The organism is Microbacterium sp. BH-3-3-3 (assembly GCF_001792815.1).
Classification (GTDB): domain Bacteria; phylum Actinomycetota; class Actinomycetes; order Actinomycetales; family Microbacteriaceae; genus Microbacterium.
The window spans coordinates 3247675-3265824 of sequence record NZ_CP017674.1 but is presented as its reverse complement, the minus strand read 5'-3'; the positions used below and the strand labels follow the sequence as shown (position 1 = coordinate 3265824).

Sequence of the window (18150 nt, the reverse complement as noted above, 5' to 3'; positions counted from 1 at the left end):
AGAAAAATGCCCACCCAACCGGAATAAGGTCAAGGCAAGCGAGTTCAATCTGACCAAACAGGAAGTCAAAACTGACTATCCAGATGCCAACCCCCAAAAAGAGGATTGGACTTTGATCCAAAGGAATTCTCGCGATCCGAAGACCAACGAGGATAAAATTGGCATTTGACAAGTGCACGCTGTTGAGTTCTCAAGGAACGGACGCACCCACAGAAACAATCTCTCGACCTACCCGTGAGGCAATTCACGCCTACGACCCACGACCCCTTGTCTCTCACCGTGGGACCTGTAGAAGATCAACGTCGTGAGAAGCGGGCCGAAGGCCAGACCAGAACGTTACACCATTCGGTGAGTGTTCTGGGTGGTTCACCACTTGAGAGGATGCGGGGCCTTTCGGCCGAGCCGCTCTCCCCTGTGGGGCGAACAAGTAAAAGATTACGTGCGGGACACCGACTCGGCGAATCCAGCCACATCCCGGGCGTGTCACGGCGCCGGATCACCGGAATGACGCGGGATTCGCCGCTCCCCCGGAGACCCGCCCCGTCACGGGTGCGGGTCTCATCCGATCAGACCGACGCGGGCTCGGAGGCCTTGTCGACCGGCAGCGGCCAGAGGGCGTCGAGCAGCTGACGCACCCACGCGAGGAGGTTCGCATCATCGGCATCCTGCGGAAGCGGAACCACCATGGCGTCTCCCCCCGCGACGAGCTTCGCCTTGGGGTACAGGCGCTGAAGGCGCACCCGCATGGAGTCGGCGAGGTTCGCCGGTGCGACCCGCAGGTTCGACCCCATCGCGACCACGTCGGCGAGACCCGCTTGCGCGGCCCGCCGGCGAAGTCGAGCGACGGCGATGAGCCCCTCGACCTCGGCCGGTGGCTCGCCATACCGGTCGCGGAGCTCCTCGACCACCAGGTCGATGGCGTCGTTCTTGGCCGTGGCGGATGCCGCCGCCGACAGCTTCTGGTACGCCTCGAGGCGCAACCGCTCACTGTCGATGTAGAACTCCGGCAGACGCGCGTCGATCGGCAGCTCGAGACGGAGCTCGGTGGGGCCGTCGACGTCTTCGCCGCGGAACGTCGACACGGCCTCGCCGATCATGCGCAGGTACAGATCGAAGCCGACGCCGGCGATGTGCCCGGCCTGCTCGGCACCGAGCAGGTTTCCCGCGCCGCGCAGCTCGAGGTCTTTCAAGGCGACCTGCATGCCGCTGCCCAGGTCGTTGTTGACGGCAATGGTCTCGAGACGGTCGGCCGCCGTCTCGGAGAGCGGCTTCATCTCGTCGTACAGGAAGTACGCGTAAGCCCGGTCGCGCCCACGGCCCACGCGTCCGCGCAGCTGGTGCAACTGCGAGAGTCCGTACTTGTCGGCCCGGTCGATGATGATCGTGTTGGCGTTCGAGATGTCGAGGCCGGTCTCGATGATCGTCGTCGAGACGAGCACGTCGGCCCGGCGCTCCCAGAAGTCGTCGACGACCTGCTCGAGGGCGTGCTCCCCCATCTGCCCGTGCGCGACCACGACGCGCGCCTCGGGGACGAGTTCGGAGAGATGAGCGGCGACCCGCTGGATGGACGACACGCGGTTGTGCACGTAGAAGATCTGTCCCTCGCGCAGGAGTTCGCGGCGGATGGCAGCCGCCACCTGCTTGTCGTTACGGGGACCCACGTACGACAGGATCGGATGCCGGTCCTCGGGCGGAGTCGCCAGCGTCGACATCTCGCGAATGCCGGTGACCGCCATCTCGAGTGTGCGCGGAATGGGCGTGGCACTCATGGCCAGGATGTCGACGTTCGTCTTGAGCTTCTTGAGAGAGTCCTTGTGCTCGACGCCGAACCGCTGCTCCTCGTCGATGATCATGAGACCGAGGTCTTTGAAGTGCACCTTCTCGGTGAGGATGCGGTGCGTTCCGATGACCATGTCGACGGTGCCGTCGGTGATCCCCGCCAGCGTCGCCTTCGCCTCTTTGTCGCTCTGGAAGCGCGACAACGGCCTAACCGTGACCGGGAAGCCCGCGAAGCGCTCCGCGAAGGTCTCGAGGTGCTGTTTGACCAGCAGCGTCGTCGGCACGAGCATGGCGACCTGCTTGCCGTCCTGGATCGCTTTGAAGGCGGCGCGCACGGCGACCTCGGTCTTACCGAAACCCACGTCGCCCGACAGCAGGCGATCCATGGGGATCGGCTTCTCCATGTCGGCCTTGATCTCGTCGATCGTCTGCAGCTGGTCGAGGGTCTCGGCGAACGGGAAGGCCTCTTCGAGCTCGCGTTGCCAGGGGGTGTCGGGTCCGAAGGCGTACCCCTTCGACGCCATGCGCGCCGAATACAGCTTCACCAGTTCGACCGCGATGTCACGGACCGCCTTGCGTGCCCGCCCCTTCGCCGCGGCCCAGTCGCCTCCGCCCATCTTCGACAGCGTGGGCGCCTCGCCGCCGACGTACTTCGACAGCAGGTCGAGCTGGTCGGTGGGGACGAAGAGCTTGTCGCCCGGGTACCCGCGCTTGGCCGGGGCGTACTCCAGGACGAGGTACTCCTTGGTCGTCTTGACCGCGTTGCGCCCGCCGCTCGACACCTCGCGCTGCGTGAGTTCGAGGAACTTGCCGATGCCGTGGGTCGCGTGCACCACCACGTCGCCCGGCTTCAGCTGCAGCGGGTCGACGACGTTGCGGCGGCGCGACGCCAGCTTCTTCGGGCCGCGGTTGTCGCCGCTGACCGAACGACCGTAGAACTCGGTCTCGGTGATGACGGCGAACTTCGCCTCGGGCAGGTGGAATCCGCGTTCCAGCGGTGCGCACACGACGTGCGCGACCCCCGGCTCGGGGGGCGTGCGCACCTCGTCGACGCGTCGCGCCGCGATGCCGCGCTCGGCCAGCACGTCGCGCGCTCGATCGACCATGCCGGGGCCCGACGCGGTGACCACCACGGACCACCCGTCGGCCAAGAGCTGTCCGACGTGCGACGTCGCGCCGTCGACATTGCCCTGGTACGAGGGGACGGGATCGGCCTTCACCCGGTACGCGGACTCCTCACCGACCACGAGGCCCTCGTCTTCGGCATCCGCTGCGCCCGAGTCGAACGCACTCAGCTGCCACCACACGCCGCCACGTCCGCTCGAGATCTCGTGCAGGTCGTGCAGGGTCACGAAGTCGCCCGAGTCGAGGTCGACGGGGGTGTCGGCGCCGGCGGTCGCCGCCGACCACGCGGCCTCGAGGAATTCGCGGTTGGTGTCGCCGAGCGTCGTGGCACGCGCCGTCGAGCGCTCGGGGTCGACCAGCGCCACCGCACTGCCGCCCGGGAGGTAGTGGACGAGGGTGACGAGGTCGTCGACCAGCACCGGGATGAGGGACTCCATGCCCTCTGCGGGGATGCCCTCGGCCATCTTCTCGAGCAGCTGACGCAGGCCCGGGTAGCCGTCGCGCAGGTCGGCGGCACGGGAGCGCACCTCGGCGGTGAGCAGGAGTTCGCGGCTGGGGTTGAGCGACACGGATGCCACGTCTCCCGGCAGAGAGCGCTGGTCGGCGACCGAGAAGGCCCGGATCTGATCGACCTCGTCGCCGAAGAACTCGACGCGGAAGGGGTGGTCGGCCACGGTGGGGAACACGTCGAGGATGCCGCCGCGCACGGCGAACTCGCCGCGCCGCGAGACCATGTCGACGCGGTGGTAGGCCAGCTCTACCAGGCGCATGATGACGGACTCGAGCTCGTGGCCGCGTCCGCCCACGACGAGTTCGATCGGCTCGACGTCGCCGAGGCCGGGGGCCAGCGGCTGCAGGGCGCTGCGCACCGAGGCCGTGACGACGAGGGGTGCCCGCCGATCCCACGCCGCGATCCGCCGCAGCACATCGAGGCGGCGTCCGACCGTCTCGGGGCTCGGGCTGAGCCGCTCGTGCGGCAGCGTCTCCCACGCGGGGAAATGGAGCACCTGCGCACCCGGAAGGACGGCGTCCAGAGCCGGACCGAGCGACTCGGCGCGTCGGCCGGTCGGGGTGATCACGAGGACGGCACCCGGCTCACCCGCCGCCCGGCGTCGTTCGACGAGGCCCGCGATGACGGGGGCGTCGAGTCCGTCGACGAGGGAGAGAGACAAGTCGGCGGAGGCCGCAGAAGCGGCCTCACGGTACGACTCAGCCTGCTCGAGGGCGCGCACGATCCCGGGAACTGTCACTCGCAGAAGTCTACGCGGGGGTACCGACATCGGGCCCGGCTGGACAGTCGCGGTCGCCCGTGATCGACACCCGGATCCGGCTCACCGTCCGCTCGGGCGTTCTCGTAGAGTGGCCGCATGTCCTCTCCGAGCGCCCCGAACGGCCCGGTCTTCGCCGCACCGCACGTCGCGCCCCCGGCCGGCACGCTGCTGACTCCCCCGCCCGTCGCGCGTCGAGGACGCCCCCTGGGAACCTGGGCGCTGCTGCTGTCGCTCATCGCCACGGTGCTGGCATCCGCCGTCGGAGGGTTCCTCGCCTTCCGCATCGCCCGGGGCGTCGGCCCCGACCTCCTGAACTCGACGACGGTCGACTGGCGGGTGTTCTCGCCCGTACGCGACCTGGTCCTCGCCGCGGAGGTCACGTTCTGGACGGCCACCGTCATCGGCCTCATCGCCTTCGTGCTGGGCGTGGTGGCCACGGCCCGCGACGCGGGTCGCGGCGCCGGCATCGGGGCGATCGTGGTGTCGGTGCTCGGCCCCCTTCTGTTCGCGGCGTTCATCGTGATCGCCGTCGTCGGTGGAGTCGCGACAATGCCGGCGGGCGGGGGCTCGGTCGTCTGAGCCCGCGCTACCGTGCTCCGGCGCGGCGCGTCCAGCCCGGTCGGTCACCCCGCCGTCGTTCCTACACTGGAGCGACGGGCGGATCCGGCCCGTCTCCGACCTGAGGAGGACACCGTGAGCAGCGTCACCCCACCGCCCCCCGAGCCCTACGACCCGCCCGTCGCGCGCGCCGGCGCCGCGGAGCCCGCGTACGGCGCACCCGCCGCACCGGCCTACGCTCCCCCGCCGTCGTCCCGAGGGGCGAAGGGTTCGCGGACCCTGGGCCTCATCGCGTTCCTCGCGTCGATGGTCGGCGTGGTCGTCGGCATCGTCTGCGCCCTCATCGCGGGCCTGCAGAGCGGTTCCCTGGCGCAGTACGCCGACGCCAGCGGCGAGATCGACCCGAACACCCTCCCGCCCGGTACCGAACAGACCGCCATCCTGATCGCCGTCCTCAGCGTGACGGCCTTCGCGGTCTACGGCATCTTCGGCCTCTGGGGCTTCATCCAGGGCATCGTCGCGGCGGTCAAGAACCGCGGACGCGGCTGGGGAATCGCCGCCGTGGTCATCGCCGTGCTCGGCGGCATCGCCGTCATCGTCGCCTTCGTGGGCGGGGTCGGCCTGGGAGTGGCGCCCAGCATGTGACACCGACACATCGACGGCCCCGGTCTCTCGAGACCGGGGCCGTCGTCGTTCGAACCCGCGCGGGTCGCGGTGTCAGCTGCGCGGGGCGTGGAAGCGCTGCTGCGCGGCCACCAGGCCCTCGTCGACGAGCATCTCCACCGCGTCCGCCGCGTCGGACACGAGGATGGGGAGCGTCTGACGCTCGGTCGCGCTGAAGGGATCGAGCACCCAGTCCGCGGGATCCTGCCGCCCCACCGGCCGGCCGATGCCCACGCGCACCCGGGGGAACTCGGGCGTCGCCAGTGCCTTCGCGATGTCGCGCACGCCGTTGTGGCCGCCGTGACCCCCGCCGGTCTTCAGCTTGATCGTGTCGTAGGGGATGTCGAGCTCGTCGTGCACGACGACCACGCGCTCGGGCTCGGTGCCGTAGAACCGGGCGAGACCGGCCACCGGGCCGCCCGAGACGTTCATGAAGCTGTTCGGCTTGGCCAGCACGAGCTTCGCCGCGCCCGGCCGCAGCCAGGTCTCGACGACGCGCGCGTTCGCCTTGTGCGCGCGGAAAGCCTCGCGGCGGCGGGATGCCAGCTCATCCATGACCATCTGACCGATGTTGTGCCGGGTCGCCTCGTACCGCGGGCCGGGGTTGCCGAGACCGACGATCAGCCAGGTGTCTGCCATGGCATCCATCCTTCCGGGTCCGCGCTCGGACCCCGCACAGAGAAAACGAGGGGGCGCGAAAACGCGCCCCCTCGTGGTCGGCAGGCCGTGACGCGGCCCGCCGGAGATCAGTTCTGGTCGCCCTCGGCCTCTTCGGACTGCTCCTCGGCGACCTCTGCGTCGGCTTCGGCGATCTCTTCGTCGGCCGCGAGCGTGTCGAGGGGGACCGAGACGCCGATGATCAGCGTGTCGGGCTCGGTCACCAGAACCGCGCCGGCGGGGAGCGTCAGGTCGGCGGCGGTGATCTGCGTACCGTCCTCGGCGCCCTCGACCGAGACCTCGATGTTCTGAGGGATGTGAGTGGCCTCGACTTCGAGCGACACCGTGGTGTTCTCGAGGTTGGCGACCGTGCCGGAGAAGGGCTCGCCGACGACCGTGACGGGCACGTCGACCTGGACCTTCTCGCCCTTGTTGATCACGATCAGGTCGATGTGCTCGATGATCTGACGCACGGGGTCCTTCTGCACGTCCTTGACGAGGACGAGCTGGCCCTTGCCGGCGATGTCGAGGTCGAGCAGCGCGTTGGCGCGACGGATGAGCAGCGCGACCTGGTGGCCGGGCAGCGCGACGTGCTGGGGCTCGGTGCCGTGACCGTAGATGACGGCCGGGATCTTGCCCGCGGCGCGGAGGCGACGGGCGAAGCCCTTGCCGAAGTTCTCGCGGAGTTCCGCGACGACCTTGTTGTCTTCCGACATGATGTTCTCCTCGCGGGTACGTGTCCCGCAGCTTGTGAGCGGACCGGGTCCGCGCGTGTGTGGTCTGGATTCGACTCGAACGCGATCGCGTGAGGAAAGCCGGAAGCCTGCATCACCGCGTCGATCACGGATGCCGCGTGCACCTGACGGTGCGCGGCATTCCCTCGCCGAAGTTCCCCGGAAGTCTACCAGCGCGCGACCGTCGGCACGACCCGCCCGGAGGTGGGCCTCCTCGACGCCCACTCGGGGCTCGACGAGCTCCCGCGGCCACCGCCCCGATCACCCTCACCGATGCGTGCGGCACCGCCGGGTGCGGAGCCCCAGAGGCGCACGGCGTCGGTTCGGTGGGCGCGACGGTAGAGTCGAGAGGCCAATCGACCCGGAGGATCATCATGGACAGCGGCTTCTTCTCTCACGTCGTGCTCTGGGTCATCGGCGGCATCGCCGCGGTCGGCCTGGTCGGCACGGTCGGCGCCCTCTTCACCCTGGGCCGCTCGGCGGCGTACAAGAAGCACTGACGCCGTTCAGTCCTTTCGCGCCGCGCCCCGCATGGCGTCGTCGGCTTCGCGGACGATCCACCGCATCGCGTCGGCGGCCTCGTCGGCCCGACCGGCGGTCACGGCGAACGCCACGTCCTGATGCCAGCGCACCGCGTGCGGGTTGGCGTCGTGCGGCATGAGTTCGTGCAGCGTGCGCCCGACGAGCACGGATTCGACGACCGTGCCCAGCGCGGCGAACATCGCGTTGCCCGACGCCGAGAGCAGCGTCCGGTGGAACCGCACGTCGGCCGCGAGGTACTCCCCGCCGTCGGCGTGGTTCTCGGTACGCGCCATCTCCATGACGGCGGAGACGAGCTCCCGACGCTGCGCGTCGTCGGCGTGGACCGCCGCCCCGTGGGCCGCGAGCGGCTCGATGGCCGCGCGGAGCTCGCCGAGTTCGCGCAGTTGCGCGTCGCGGCCGGGTCCGGCGAGACGCCAGGCGATGATCTCGGGGGCGTAGACGTTCCAGTCCGTCGCCGGCAACACCTCGACACCGGTTTTGCGTCGCACCCGCACCAGCCCCAGCGACTGCAGCACGCGCACCGCCTCGCGTCCGGCTCCGCGTGACGACCCCTCCGCGAGTTCGCCCGTGACCAGGCGGGACCCCGCGGCGATCTCGCCGTGCACGATCGCCGAACCAACACGGTCCACGAGTGCGTCGTGCAGGGTCGGCACGGGCGGACGGTCCATCGTCATCCCCCGATGATGACAGACGTCATCCGGACCGACCGACATATTTGTCGTGCAGAATTCGTCATCCTGTGCTTTTATGTACGACAAATAGACCCGCGGCATCGCTGCCGCCCGCCGGACCAAGGACGCTCATGGCCATCACATCCCTCTCCCCCGCGCTCGTGCTCGCCGCCGCCGACAGCGGTCCCGCCGCGCCCGCCGGGCAGCTCATCACCGCCGCCCTCGTGGGCGTCGCGCTCATCGTGGTGCTGATCACGTGGGGCAAGCTGCACCCCTTCCTCGCCCTGACCATCGGCGCCTTGACCACCGGTGTCGTGGCCGGCATGGCGATCCCCACCACCGTGACGAGCTTCACCGGAGGCTTCGGATCCACCATGGGCGGGGTGGGCATCCTCGTCGCCCTCGGCGCCATCTACGGCAAGCTCCTGGCCGACTCCGGAGGAGCGGACCGCATCGTCGACACCCTCGTCGCCCGCGCCACCCCGCGCAGCCTGCCGTGGGTCATGGGGCTCATCGGCGCGATCATCGGACTGCCGATGTTCTTCGAGGTCGGCCTCGTGCTGCTGGTGCCCGTGATCATCCTCGTGGCCCGCCGCTCGGGCGTCGCCCTGATGAAGATCGCGATCCCCACCCTCGCCGGCTTGTCGGCGATGCACGGTCTGGTGCCCCCGCACCCCGGCCCCCTCGCCGCCATCGACGCGCTCGGCGCCAACCTCGGCCTCACCCTGTTCTTCGGCGTCATCGTGGCCATCCCGGCCGTCATCATCGCCGGCCCCCTGTTCGCGCCCCTCGCCGCCCGCTGGGCCCCGGTGCCCGTTCCCGAGCTCTTCCTCTCGGCCGAGGAGAAGGGCGACGAGCCCGCGCGGCGTCCCTCGTTCGCCGCCACCCTCGGCAGCATCCTGCTGCCCGTCTTCCTCATGCTGCTGAAGGCCGTCGCCGACATCGTCGCGCCGGGCTCGACCGACGCGTGGAAGGTCGTCCTCGACTTCCTGGGCCTGCCGATCATCGCGCTGCTGCTCGCCGTGCTCGTCGGCTTCGTCGTCCTCGGCCGCGGCGCCGGCTTCGATCGCGCCCGCCTCACGACCGTCGTCGGCTCCTCTCTCGGTCCGATCGCCGGCATCCTCCTCATCGTCGGCGCCGGTGGAGGCTTCAAGCAGGTCCTCGTCGACACGGGTATCGGCAAGGTGATCGCCGACCTCGTCGCCGGTTCCAGCGTGTCGGTCCTGCTTCTCGCCTGGCTCGTCGCCGTGGTCATCCGCGTGGCGACCGGCTCGGCGACGGTGGCGACCATCACCGCCGCCGGCATCCTCCAGCCGCTCACCGAAACCCTCGACGCCCCCATGACCGCGCTGCTCGTGCTGGCGATCGGTGCGGGATCGGTGTTCCTCAGCCACGTCAACGACGCCGGATTCTGGCTCATCAAGGAGTACTTCGGTCTCGACATCCCGATGACCCTGAAAACATGGACCGTGCTGGAGTGCGTGATCTCGGTCACGGGCCTGGCCGGCGTCCTCGTGATCAGCGTGTTCGTCTGAGTCGAGCGAAGGGAACCCCGACATGACCTCCACACCGACCTCTGCCGCACACGTCGACCCCGAACGGGCCGCCGCGTCGTCGGCATCCGCTCCCCCCGTCCTCGTGTTCATGGGACCCGCCGGAACCGGCAAGTCCACGGTCGCCGGCATGCTCGCCGGTCGCCTCGGCTGGGACTTCCAAGAGGGCGACGACCTGCACCCGCAGGAGAACGTCGCCAAGATGGCGGCCGGTCACGCGTTGAACGACGACGACCGCTGGCCCTGGCTCGACCGGGTCGCCGGCTGGATCGACGGGCAGATCGCCGCCGGACGCCCCGGCGTCATCACGTGCTCGGCGCTCAAGCGCAGCTACCGCGACGTGCTGCGGCGCGAGCAGGTGTCGTTCGTGCTGCTGATGGGCGACCCGAAGCTCGTGCTCGAACGTCTCCTGCGCCGCCAGGGCCACTACATGCCGCCGTCGCTGCTGACGTCGCAGTTCGAGACCCTCGAGATCCCGGATGCCGACGAGCAGGCGATCCGCATCGACCTCGACATGACGCCCCAGGAGCAGGTCGACGAAGCCATCGCCCTGCTCCGCCTCGCCACCCCCTGAGAGACACGCGGGTCGAGCCGATACAGTGGCAGCGGCAGCCCGCGTGCGCTCGCCCACCCCTTTCTCGCACCCGAATACGGAGCAACGAATGACGTCGACCCCCTCCCCGACCGGACCTTCGACCGACCAGGATCAGGCCCCTCACGAAGCCGCCCAGGTGCACGAGGGTGCGCCCGGCATCGAAGAGGTGGACCGCCCCACCGTCGAGGCCGACTCCCGCCCCCAGGGCGAGGGCGACGGCCGCGCCAACATCGGCGTCGTGGGCCTGGCCGTGATGGGCTCGAACCTCGCGCGCAACCTCGCCAGCCGCGAGGGCAACACGGTCGCGGTGTTCAACCGCAGCGCCGACAAGACCGAGCACCTCGTCGAGGCGCACCCCGAGGCCGAATTCGTCCCCTCATTCTCGTACGCCGACTTCGCGGCGTCGCTGTCGGTGCCGCGCACGGCGATCATCATGGTCAAGGCCGGCCGCCCCACCGACTTCGTCATCGACGAGCTGGTGAAGGTGTTCGAGCCGGGCGACATCATCGTCGACGGGGGCAACGCCCTGTTCACCGACACGATCCGCCGTGAGAAGGCCGTGCGCGACACGGGCATCAACTACGTCGGAATGGGCGTCTCGGGCGGAGAAGAGGGCGCGCTGCTCGGCCCCTCGATCATGCCCGGCGGCTCCGACGAGGCCTGGGCCACCCTCGGCCCCATCCTGAAGTCCATCGCCGCGGTCGCCGAGGGCGAGCCGTGCGTGGCGCACGTCGGCCACGACGGCGCGGGCCACTTCGTGAAGATGGTGCACAACGGCATCGAGTACGCCGACATGCAGCTCATCGCCGAGGCGTACGACCTCATCCGTCGCGCCACCGGCAAGAGCCCGGCCGAAATCGCCGACGTGTTCGCCGAGTGGAACCGCGGGGAGCTCGAGTCGTACCTCATCGAGATCACCGCCGAGGTGCTGCGCCAGACCGACGCAGACACCGGCAAGCCCCTGGTCGACGTGATCCTCGACCAGGCCGGCGCCAAGGGCACCGGCGCCTGGACGGTGCAGACCGCCCTCGACCTGGGCGTCCCCGTCTCGGGCATCGCCGAGGCCACCTTCGCCCGGTCGCTGTCGAGCCACCCCGAGCAGCGCGAGGTCTCGCGCGAGCTCCCCGGCCCCTCGGGCACGGACGTGCTCGCGGGCGCCGACGCCGACGCGTTCATCGAGCAGGTGCGCCTGGCGCTGTACGCCTCGAAGATCGTGGCGTACAGCCAGGGCTTCGACGAGATCCGCGCCGGTGCCGCCCAGTACGACTGGAACATCGACCTGGGCGCCGTGTCGAAGCTGTGGCGCGGCGGCTGCATCATCCGCGCGCAGTTCCTCAACCGCATCGCCGAGGCCTACGACGCCGCCCCCGAGCTGCCCGTGCTGCTGACCGCTCCGTACTTCGTCGAGGCCCTGGGCCGCGCGCAGGACGCGTGGCGCCACATCGTCTCGCTGTCGGCCGACAGCGGCATCCCGGCCCCCGCGTTCAGCTCGTCGCTGGCGTACTACGACGGCCTGCGCGCTGAGCGTCTGCCCGCCGCCCTCATCCAGGGCCAGCGCGACTTCTTCGGGGCGCACACGTACCGCCGCATCGACAAGGAGGGCACGTTCCACACCCTCTGGTCGGGCGACCGCACCGAGATCGAAGCCGAGGACACCCACTGATCAGGGCCCTCTCGAAGCGGCGGCGAGCACTGCTCGTCGCCGCTTCGGCGTTGTACGCGTTCGGTCTCTGGTGGATGACGCTGCGCCCCTCGATCTACGACGCCAGTGTGGGCGGCATCCTCACCGCCGTCCTGCGCGTGCTGGCGGCGTGGCCGCCCACCGCGTGGGTCACGTTCGATGTGGTGGAGTCCGCCTCGAACGTGGCGATGTTCGTCCCCCTGGGACTGCTCGTGCTCGGCTGGGGCGGGCGGTGGTGGCACGGCATCCTGATCGCTCTGCTGCTGAGCATCGCGATCGAGACCACCCAGCTGGCGTTCCTTCCCACGCGCGTCGCCGATGCGCGCGACGTCGTCGCGAACACCCTCGGGGCCGGTCTCGGCGTGGTCGCGCTGGTCCTTCTCAGGCGCCTGCTGCCCGGCTCTCAGGATTCCCATAACCCACGCCATAGAAAGCTCATAGATACGCGAGCACAATGAGTTCCATGACCGCGACCGCCCCCGCCCCCGCCTTCACCCGCCCCGACGGGAGCGCCCTGCGGGTGCTCGTCGTCGACGACGAGCAGATGCTCACCGATCTGCTCTCGATGGCCCTGCGCATGGAGGGCTGGGAGGTGCGCACCGCCGGGTCGGGCTTCGACGCCCTGTCGGCCGCCCGCGATTTCGAACCGGATGCCATGGTGCTCGACATCATGATGCCCGACCTCGACGGCATGGCGGTGTTGCAGCGACTGCGTCACTCGGGCAACGACGTGCCCGTGCTCTTCCTCACCGCGAAGGACGCGGTGGCCGACCGCGTCGCCGGTCTCACCGCGGGCGGCGACGACTACGTCACCAAGCCGTTCAGCCTCGAAGAGGTCGTGGCGCGGCTCCGCGGCCTCATGCGGCGCGCGGGCACCGCACTCACCCGCGACTCCGAGCCCATCCTGCGCGTCGGCGACCTGTCGCTCAACGAAGACAGCCACGAGGTCGTGCGCGGGGGCCACGAGATCGAGCTGACGGCGACCGAGTTCGAGCTGTTGCGCTTCCTCATGCGCAACCAGCGGCGCGTGGTGTCGAAGGCGCAGATCCTCGACCGCGTCTGGAACTACGACTTCGGCGGACGCTCCAGCGTCGTCGAGCTGTACATCTCGTACCTGCGCAAGAAGATCGACGCCGGCCACGAGCCGCTCATCCACACGGTGCGCGGCGTCGGCTACATGATCAAAGCCCCCCAGTGAGCATTCCCCCGCGGCCGGCGCCGCCCGCCGCGACCGCGGGTGAGAGGTTCACGCGCCTCCGTCGACCCTGGACCCTGCAGGCGCGCCTGATGACGGCGGTCATCGGCATGGTGGCCTTCATCCTCGTGATGATCGGCATCTCGACCAGCGCGATCCTCAGCCAGATCCTCTTCTACAACCTCGACGCCTCGGTCACCGACGCCGCCTCGTCGGTGCAGTCGCAGATCGGATTCCAGAGCACGGCCGAAGAGGTGCTCGAGGCGGGCCCCCGCGACCCGGGCACCCTGCTCGTGATGAACTCGCGCAACGCCCTCACCGGCGCCGTGGTCAGCGACGGCGGCGCGCGGGCCCTGACCACCGACGACCTCGGGCAGATCGCCGACAGCCTGCGCTCCACCGACCCCGCCGCGCAGACGGTGAACCTGCCGAACCTCGGCGAGTACCTCGTGCGCTCCTACAGCTCGCCCGGCGGCGTCGCGTTCCTCGTCGGTCTCCCCCTGTCCAACGTCACGGGCTACATCGGGGCCATCCTCACCACCGTCGCCCTCGTGACCGCCGGCGGCCTGCTGCTGCTCGCCGTCGTCATCGCCATCGTCATCCGTCTGGGGCTCAAGCCCCTGCGCGCCGTCGCCGAGACCGCCACCCGCGTCGCCTCGTTGCGCATGGACCAGGGCGACGTGTCGATCACCGAGCGCGTCCCCGCCGACCAGGTCGACGAGCACACCGAGATCGGTCAGGTCGGCCTCGCCCTCAACTCCCTCCTCGACACCGTCGACGCCTCGCTGACGGCTCGCCAGCGCAATGAGGAGCTCATGCGCCGCTTCGTGGCGGATGCCAGTCACGAACTGCGCACGCCCCTCGCATCCATCCGCGGGTTCTCGGAGTTGTCGCTGCGAGCCATGCGCCAAGCGCACGACGACGAGAGCCGCCAACGCATCGAGCTGGCCGTCGAGACCACCGAGCAGTCGCTCGAACGCATCCAGGCGCAGTCGCTGCGCATGACGACGCTCGTCGAAGACCTGCTGCTGCTGGCGCGCCTCGACGAGGGCCAGGAGCTCGTCTACGGGTCGGTCGACCTCACCCGCCTCGCGGTGGAGGCCGTCGGCGACGCGCGTCCCGCCGGACCCGACCACGCCTGGACCATCGACGTGCCCGACCAACCGGTCGAGCTCGCCGGCGACTCCTCGCGTCTGCATCAGGTCGTCGCGAACCTCCTCGCCAACGCCCGCACGCACACGCCGGCGGGCACCGTGGTGGCCGTCTCGGTCGCCCACGAGGGCGACGAAGCCGTGCTGCGCGTGCACGACGACGGCCCCGGGATCGATCCCTCGGTCGCTGCGCAGTTGTTCGAGCGCTTCGCCCGCGGCGATCGCTCCCGCGACCGCAAGACCGGCGGAACGGGTCTGGGGCTCTCGATCGCCCGCGCGATCGTCGAGGCGCACAACGGCACGATCGGCGTGCGGAGCACGCCCGGCGACACGACCTTCGAGGTGCGCCTGCCCGCGAAGCCCGCCGACCCCGTGTGAGCCGACGCGCTCAGTCGGCGCGGCGCTCGAAACGCGCGGGGCCGGTCTGGCGGGCGGCGCGCACGCGCCCGGCCATCTCGGCGTCGAGGAGGGCGTCGACCTCGTCGAGGGCGAACCAACCGACCTCGGTCATCTCGCCGTCGACCGGCACCGGCTCGCCCGAGCGCCACGTGCAGGCGAAGACCAGGTCGAGGTAGTCGCTCTGATCGCCGTTGTCGTACGTCACGCGCGGGATCTGGTGAACCCAGACCAGTCGGTCGACGTCGATGCGCACGCCGGCCTCTTCTTCGGCCTCGCGCGCCGCGGCGTCGGCCGGCTCCTCGCCCGGGTCGACGATGCCGGTGATCGGGGTGAGCCGGCCCGAGTCGCTGCGGCGACCGAGCAAGACGTCGTCGCCGCGGACGATCACCGCGGTGACGCCGACGAGCGGTAGGGGCATGGTGCCGACGTGGCGGCGCAGCTCGAGGACGAAGTCGGGAGTGGGCACGCGTTCACTGTAGACCGAGCCCGGCGGACGGCCGGGTCGATCCCCCGCCGCCCGCCGCCGCATACACCATCTCGGCCGCTCAGTACCCCGCGAACGCGTCGGTCGTGAGCGACTTCGCCTTCCCCAGGGCGGGTGCGAGAGCCGCGATCAATCGCGGCGGGCCCGACACGTAGGCCGCACGCTGCGCGAGGTCGGGAACGGCGCGCAGGAGCCCCTCGGCATCCACCCGATCGGGTCCCGCCCAGACCCACCCGGCCGGCAGATCGACCGGCTCGTCGGGCGAGAACACCACGACCGGGATGCCACTGGCGACGATGTCGTCGCGGAACGCGAGCTCGTCCGACCCCGACACGACATAGGCGAGCACCGCGTCGCGACGCTGACCCGTGGCGGCGAGGTGCCGCAACTGCGACACGAACGGGGTCACGCCGATGCCGGCCGCCACCATCAGCACGGGCGCCGTGGGGCGCGCGGGGAGCACGAAGTCGCCCCACACGCCGGTCACCGCGAGCGTTCCGCCGGGCTCGACCGCGGCGAGGGCCTTCTTGTACGACGACTGCGAACCGTCCTTGAAGGCGATGCGCACCTCGGGCAGGTCTTCGGGGGCCGAGGCGATCGAGAACTCGCGGCGCGTTCCGCGGCCGTCGGGGCGACGGTGGGGCACATCGAGCTCGAGGTACTGCCCGGGCGAGAACGAGAAGGGTCGCGCCGCGTGGAACGTCAGTTCGCGCACGGTGGGAGTGAGGTCCCGCCGCCGCTCCACACGCAGCCGCACCGCGGCGCGCAGGCAGAACAGGAACGCCACGAGGTTTCCGATCAGCAGGGCGCGCTCCTGACCGAGCGTGATCGCGCCGACCGCCAGCGGCCAGCCGGCCAGCACGCCGACCACGACCGCGACGACGTATTGCTGCGCGCGGCGCGGGGGCAGCGTCAGGGGCTCCGAGAGCATGAAGGCCCCCAGGAACAGGAACGGCGACGAGAACGCGACCTGCAACAGCACGGCCGGCACATCGACGGGGAATCCCGCCGACTGGAACTGCACCGTCGTGCGCACGAAAGCGACCGTCATGGCCACGAGCCAGAAGGTTACGACCACGGGGAGCTTGTCGGTGCGCACCAGCAGCAGCACGCCCAGCACGAGAACGGGGGCCGCCATCCACGGCGAGCCGACCCACCAGGCGGAGGAGCCCAGATCGGGCGCCCAGATGCTGACGATGGTCAGCACGGCGGCTCCCGTGGCGGCCGGGTTGAAGATGTGGCGACCGCGCCAGGCGAGCAGGTACTTCGATGCGGATGCCACGACACCCGCGAGCACGAGACCGGCGAGGCCGACCGGCTCCAGCGTCGGCCGCAGCACGAACAGCAGGATCGCGGCGGTGATCAGCGAGGACTCGAGCCGGCGCGGCATCCGGAGCAGGCTCTGCGCCGCGAGATCGGTGAGGGCGCACGCGAGCGCGAGTACCACCGCGCTGACGACGATCTCGAGCGGCTGCGGACCGACCTGGCCGGCGAACGACAGCACGAGCGCGATCAGCGCCAGAAGGCCCAGTGAGAACATCACGAGCCGGTACATCGAGACCCGGCCGATCAAGCCGAGCACGCGGGTGGAACCCGCGGTGAGGGTGGTGGTCACGAGAAGACCTCTCCGTCGAATCCGGGCGACCACTCCACGCGGCCGTCGGTACGCATGCGCACCCAGTGCGCCTTCCAGGTGGCGGCGAGCTCGGGCCCGCCGTCGAAGAACAGTGCCGTCGCGAGGGCGTCGGCCCGCATCGCGGTGTCGGCGAGCGCCCAGGTCGCCGCGAACGCGCGCACCGGTGCTCCCGTGCGGGCGTCGAGGACGTGATGGAGCCCGTCTCCCCACGCGCGTCGGTTGATCGCCGAGGCGCACAGCGCGCCGTCGACCACGGTGGCCACGCCGATCGCGCGCGTCGAATCGTAGGGGTGCTCGAGGGCGACGCGGATCGGGGCCCCGCTCGCGGCCAGGTCTCCCGACCCGTCGACCACGACGTCGCCGTCGACGTGACGGCGCACCGTGTCGTGCACGAGGTCGACCAGCCGCCCCTTGCCGAGGGCGCCGACGTCGATCGTCGCGGGTGCGCGCAGGGCGAGCTGATCGCTCCCCCACGTCAGGGTGTCGCGCCACGACGGTGCGGGCTGCGGCTCACCCCGGGGGGCGAGCGTGAGTCGCGCGTCGTAGCCCAGACGGGCCAGCGAGTCGCCGACCAGCGGGTTGACCGCCCCGCCCGTCGCGGCGTCGAGCTCGTCGTACATCGAGAGCATGGCGTGCGCGTCGTCGGGGGCGGGCACGGATGCCGCCCGGCCCTCGGCGAGGGCCGACACCAGCGAGTCGTCGCGGAATCGCGACCACTCCCGGTCGAAACGCTCGACGACGGCCGACACCGCGTCGCGGGCGATCGAGGGCAGGGGGTGTGCCGTCTCGATCGCCCACGACGTGCCGATCGCGTCGAAGACCCAGGTCGAGCCCGTCGCGGTCGGAGTGGACACGAGGGTCAGGCCTTCGCCTCGGTCTTGATGGTGTCGACGGCCTTCATGAATCCGCCGCTGGTCAGCGACGAACCGGCCACCTTGCTCACCGAGATCTCGTCGAGCTTCTTGCCGACGACCTCGTCCTTGATCCCGCCGATGAACTCGCCCTGGTAGCGCTGCGATTCGGCCGCCTGCGGGTCGCCCGTCACCGTGACGTCGGTGACGGTGTCACCGGCCAGGACGAGGGTGACGTCGATGGTCTCGACGCTCTCGGGGGTGGCGTACTGACCGGTGGCCTCGTACGTGCCGTCCGTGTAGGTCCCCGCGGCCGTCGAGCCGCCAGCGGCAGCGCTCGCGGTGGCGTTGGGGGCAGCGCTCGCGGCGCTGGTCTCGGCGGGGGCCGCGGCGTCGGTGGTGGTGGTACCGCCGGAGCATCCGGCGAGGGTGACGATTCCGGCGACGCCCAGCAGGGCGGTGCCGATGCGGACGGGACGGGGTACGGCTGTGGTGCGGATCATGAGGGTCCTCCTTCGGTCGTGCCTCGCGGCGCGTTCGTTCTCACGGTAGGGACACGACCTTGGTGGCGTTCCGGTTCACACCTTTGTGCGGGCTGTGAACG

Annotated in this window: 17 protein-coding genes; 9 read left to right on the top strand and 8 right to left on the bottom strand. The window is 70.3% G+C overall.

All coding sequences use genetic code 11. The features are described 5' to 3' along the window. Nucleotides 1-566 precede the first annotated feature (566 nt). Nucleotides 567-4154, bottom strand: a complete 3588-nt coding sequence (gene mfd / locus BJP65_RS15025) for a transcription-repair coupling factor (protein WP_070409661.1) — start codon at nt 4152-4154, stop codon at nt 567-569. Nucleotides 4155-4271: 117 nt separating this feature from the next. Here mfd and BJP65_RS15020 point away from each other — a divergent pair, with 117 nt between their 5' ends. Continuing rightward, on the top strand, nt 4272-4754 hold the full coding sequence (locus BJP65_RS15020) for a hypothetical protein (protein ID WP_055839625.1): 483 nt from the start codon (nt 4272-4274) through the stop codon (nt 4752-4754). Nucleotides 4755-4868: 114 nt separating this feature from the next. Next, nucleotides 4869-5378: a hypothetical protein gene (locus tag BJP65_RS15015; RefSeq protein ID WP_070409660.1), complete on the top strand. Its 510-nt coding sequence runs from the start codon at nt 4869-4871 to the stop codon at nt 5376-5378. Nucleotides 5379-5450: 72 nt separating this feature from the next. On the opposite strand, the gene pth is transcribed toward BJP65_RS15015, so the two are convergent. Then, nucleotides 5451-6035: an aminoacyl-tRNA hydrolase gene (gene pth / locus BJP65_RS15010; RefSeq protein WP_055839631.1), complete on the bottom strand. Its 585-nt coding sequence runs from the start codon at nt 6033-6035 to the stop codon at nt 5451-5453. A gap of 107 nt (nt 6036-6142) precedes the next feature. Beyond that, nucleotides 6143-6769, bottom strand: a complete 627-nt coding sequence (locus BJP65_RS15005) for a 50S ribosomal protein L25/general stress protein Ctc (RefSeq protein WP_055839634.1) — start codon at nt 6767-6769, stop codon at nt 6143-6145. A 392-nt stretch (nt 6770-7161) separates the two neighbouring features. Here BJP65_RS15005 and BJP65_RS17055 point away from each other — a divergent pair, with 392 nt between their 5' ends. Next, a complete protein-coding gene (locus tag BJP65_RS17055) occupies nt 7162-7287 on the top strand; it encodes a hypothetical protein (protein WP_258027492.1) in 126 nt (41 codons plus the stop codon). A 6-nt stretch (nt 7288-7293) separates the two neighbouring features. Here the strand turns inward: BJP65_RS17055 and BJP65_RS15000 are convergent, their stop codons facing one another. After that, nucleotides 7294-8004: a FadR/GntR family transcriptional regulator gene (locus BJP65_RS15000; RefSeq protein ID WP_083285886.1), complete on the bottom strand. Its 711-nt coding sequence runs from the start codon at nt 8002-8004 to the stop codon at nt 7294-7296. A gap of 128 nt (nt 8005-8132) precedes the next feature. Here BJP65_RS15000 and BJP65_RS14995 point away from each other — a divergent pair, with 128 nt between their 5' ends. The 6 genes from BJP65_RS14995 (at nt 8133) to BJP65_RS14970 (ending at nt 14554) form a co-directional block, all read left to right on the top strand. Next, nucleotides 8133-9536, top strand: coding sequence for a GntP family permease (locus tag BJP65_RS14995; protein ID WP_070409658.1), 1404 nt, complete (start codon nt 8133-8135; stop codon nt 9534-9536). 109 nt (nt 9537-9645) lie between these two features. Then, nucleotides 9646-10128 (top strand): gluconokinase, encoded by a 483-nt coding sequence (locus tag BJP65_RS14990; RefSeq protein ID WP_055939295.1) that lies wholly within the window; start codon nt 9646-9648, stop codon nt 10126-10128. Between the two features lie 88 nt (nt 10129-10216). After that, the gene (gene gndA, locus BJP65_RS14985; RefSeq protein ID WP_055839643.1) at nt 10217-11812 is read left to right on the top strand and encodes an NADP-dependent phosphogluconate dehydrogenase; all 1596 of its coding nucleotides are present in this window, start codon (nt 10217-10219) and stop codon (nt 11810-11812) included. 74 nt (nt 11813-11886) lie between these two features. Then, nucleotides 11887-12288: a VanZ family protein gene (locus tag BJP65_RS14980; protein ID WP_083285995.1), complete on the top strand. Its 402-nt coding sequence runs from the start codon at nt 11887-11889 to the stop codon at nt 12286-12288. A gap of 5 nt (nt 12289-12293) precedes the next feature. Then, nucleotides 12294-13028, top strand: coding sequence for a response regulator transcription factor (locus tag BJP65_RS14975; RefSeq protein ID WP_055839647.1), 735 nt, complete (start codon nt 12294-12296; stop codon nt 13026-13028). Then, on the top strand, nt 13025-14554 hold the full coding sequence (locus tag BJP65_RS14970; protein ID WP_308447283.1) for an ATP-binding protein: 1530 nt from the start codon (nt 13025-13027) through the stop codon (nt 14552-14554). The genes BJP65_RS14975 and BJP65_RS14970 overlap by 4 nt, the downstream gene beginning before the upstream one ends. Nucleotides 14555-14564: 10 nt before the next feature. Here the strand turns inward: BJP65_RS14970 and BJP65_RS14965 are convergent, their stop codons facing one another. The 4 genes from BJP65_RS14965 to BJP65_RS14950 form a co-directional block, all read right to left on the bottom strand. Beyond that, the gene (locus tag BJP65_RS14965) at nt 14565-15041 is read right to left on the bottom strand and encodes an NUDIX domain-containing protein (protein ID WP_055839652.1); all 477 of its coding nucleotides are present in this window, start codon (nt 15039-15041) and stop codon (nt 14565-14567) included. Nucleotides 15042-15120: 79 nt separating this feature from the next. Continuing rightward, on the bottom strand, nt 15121-16674 hold the full coding sequence (locus BJP65_RS14960; RefSeq protein WP_070409656.1) for an FAD-dependent oxidoreductase: 1554 nt from the start codon (nt 16672-16674) through the stop codon (nt 15121-15123). Next, a complete protein-coding gene (locus BJP65_RS14955) occupies nt 16671-17549 on the bottom strand; it encodes an FAD:protein FMN transferase (RefSeq protein ID WP_070409655.1) in 879 nt (292 codons plus the stop codon). Before BJP65_RS14955 ends, BJP65_RS14960 begins: the two co-directional genes overlap by 4 nt. A 5-nt stretch (nt 17550-17554) precedes the next feature. Further along, nucleotides 17555-18049 (bottom strand): hypothetical protein, encoded by a 495-nt coding sequence (locus BJP65_RS14950; protein WP_070409654.1) that lies wholly within the window; start codon nt 18047-18049, stop codon nt 17555-17557. Nucleotides 18050-18150 lie beyond the last annotated feature (101 nt).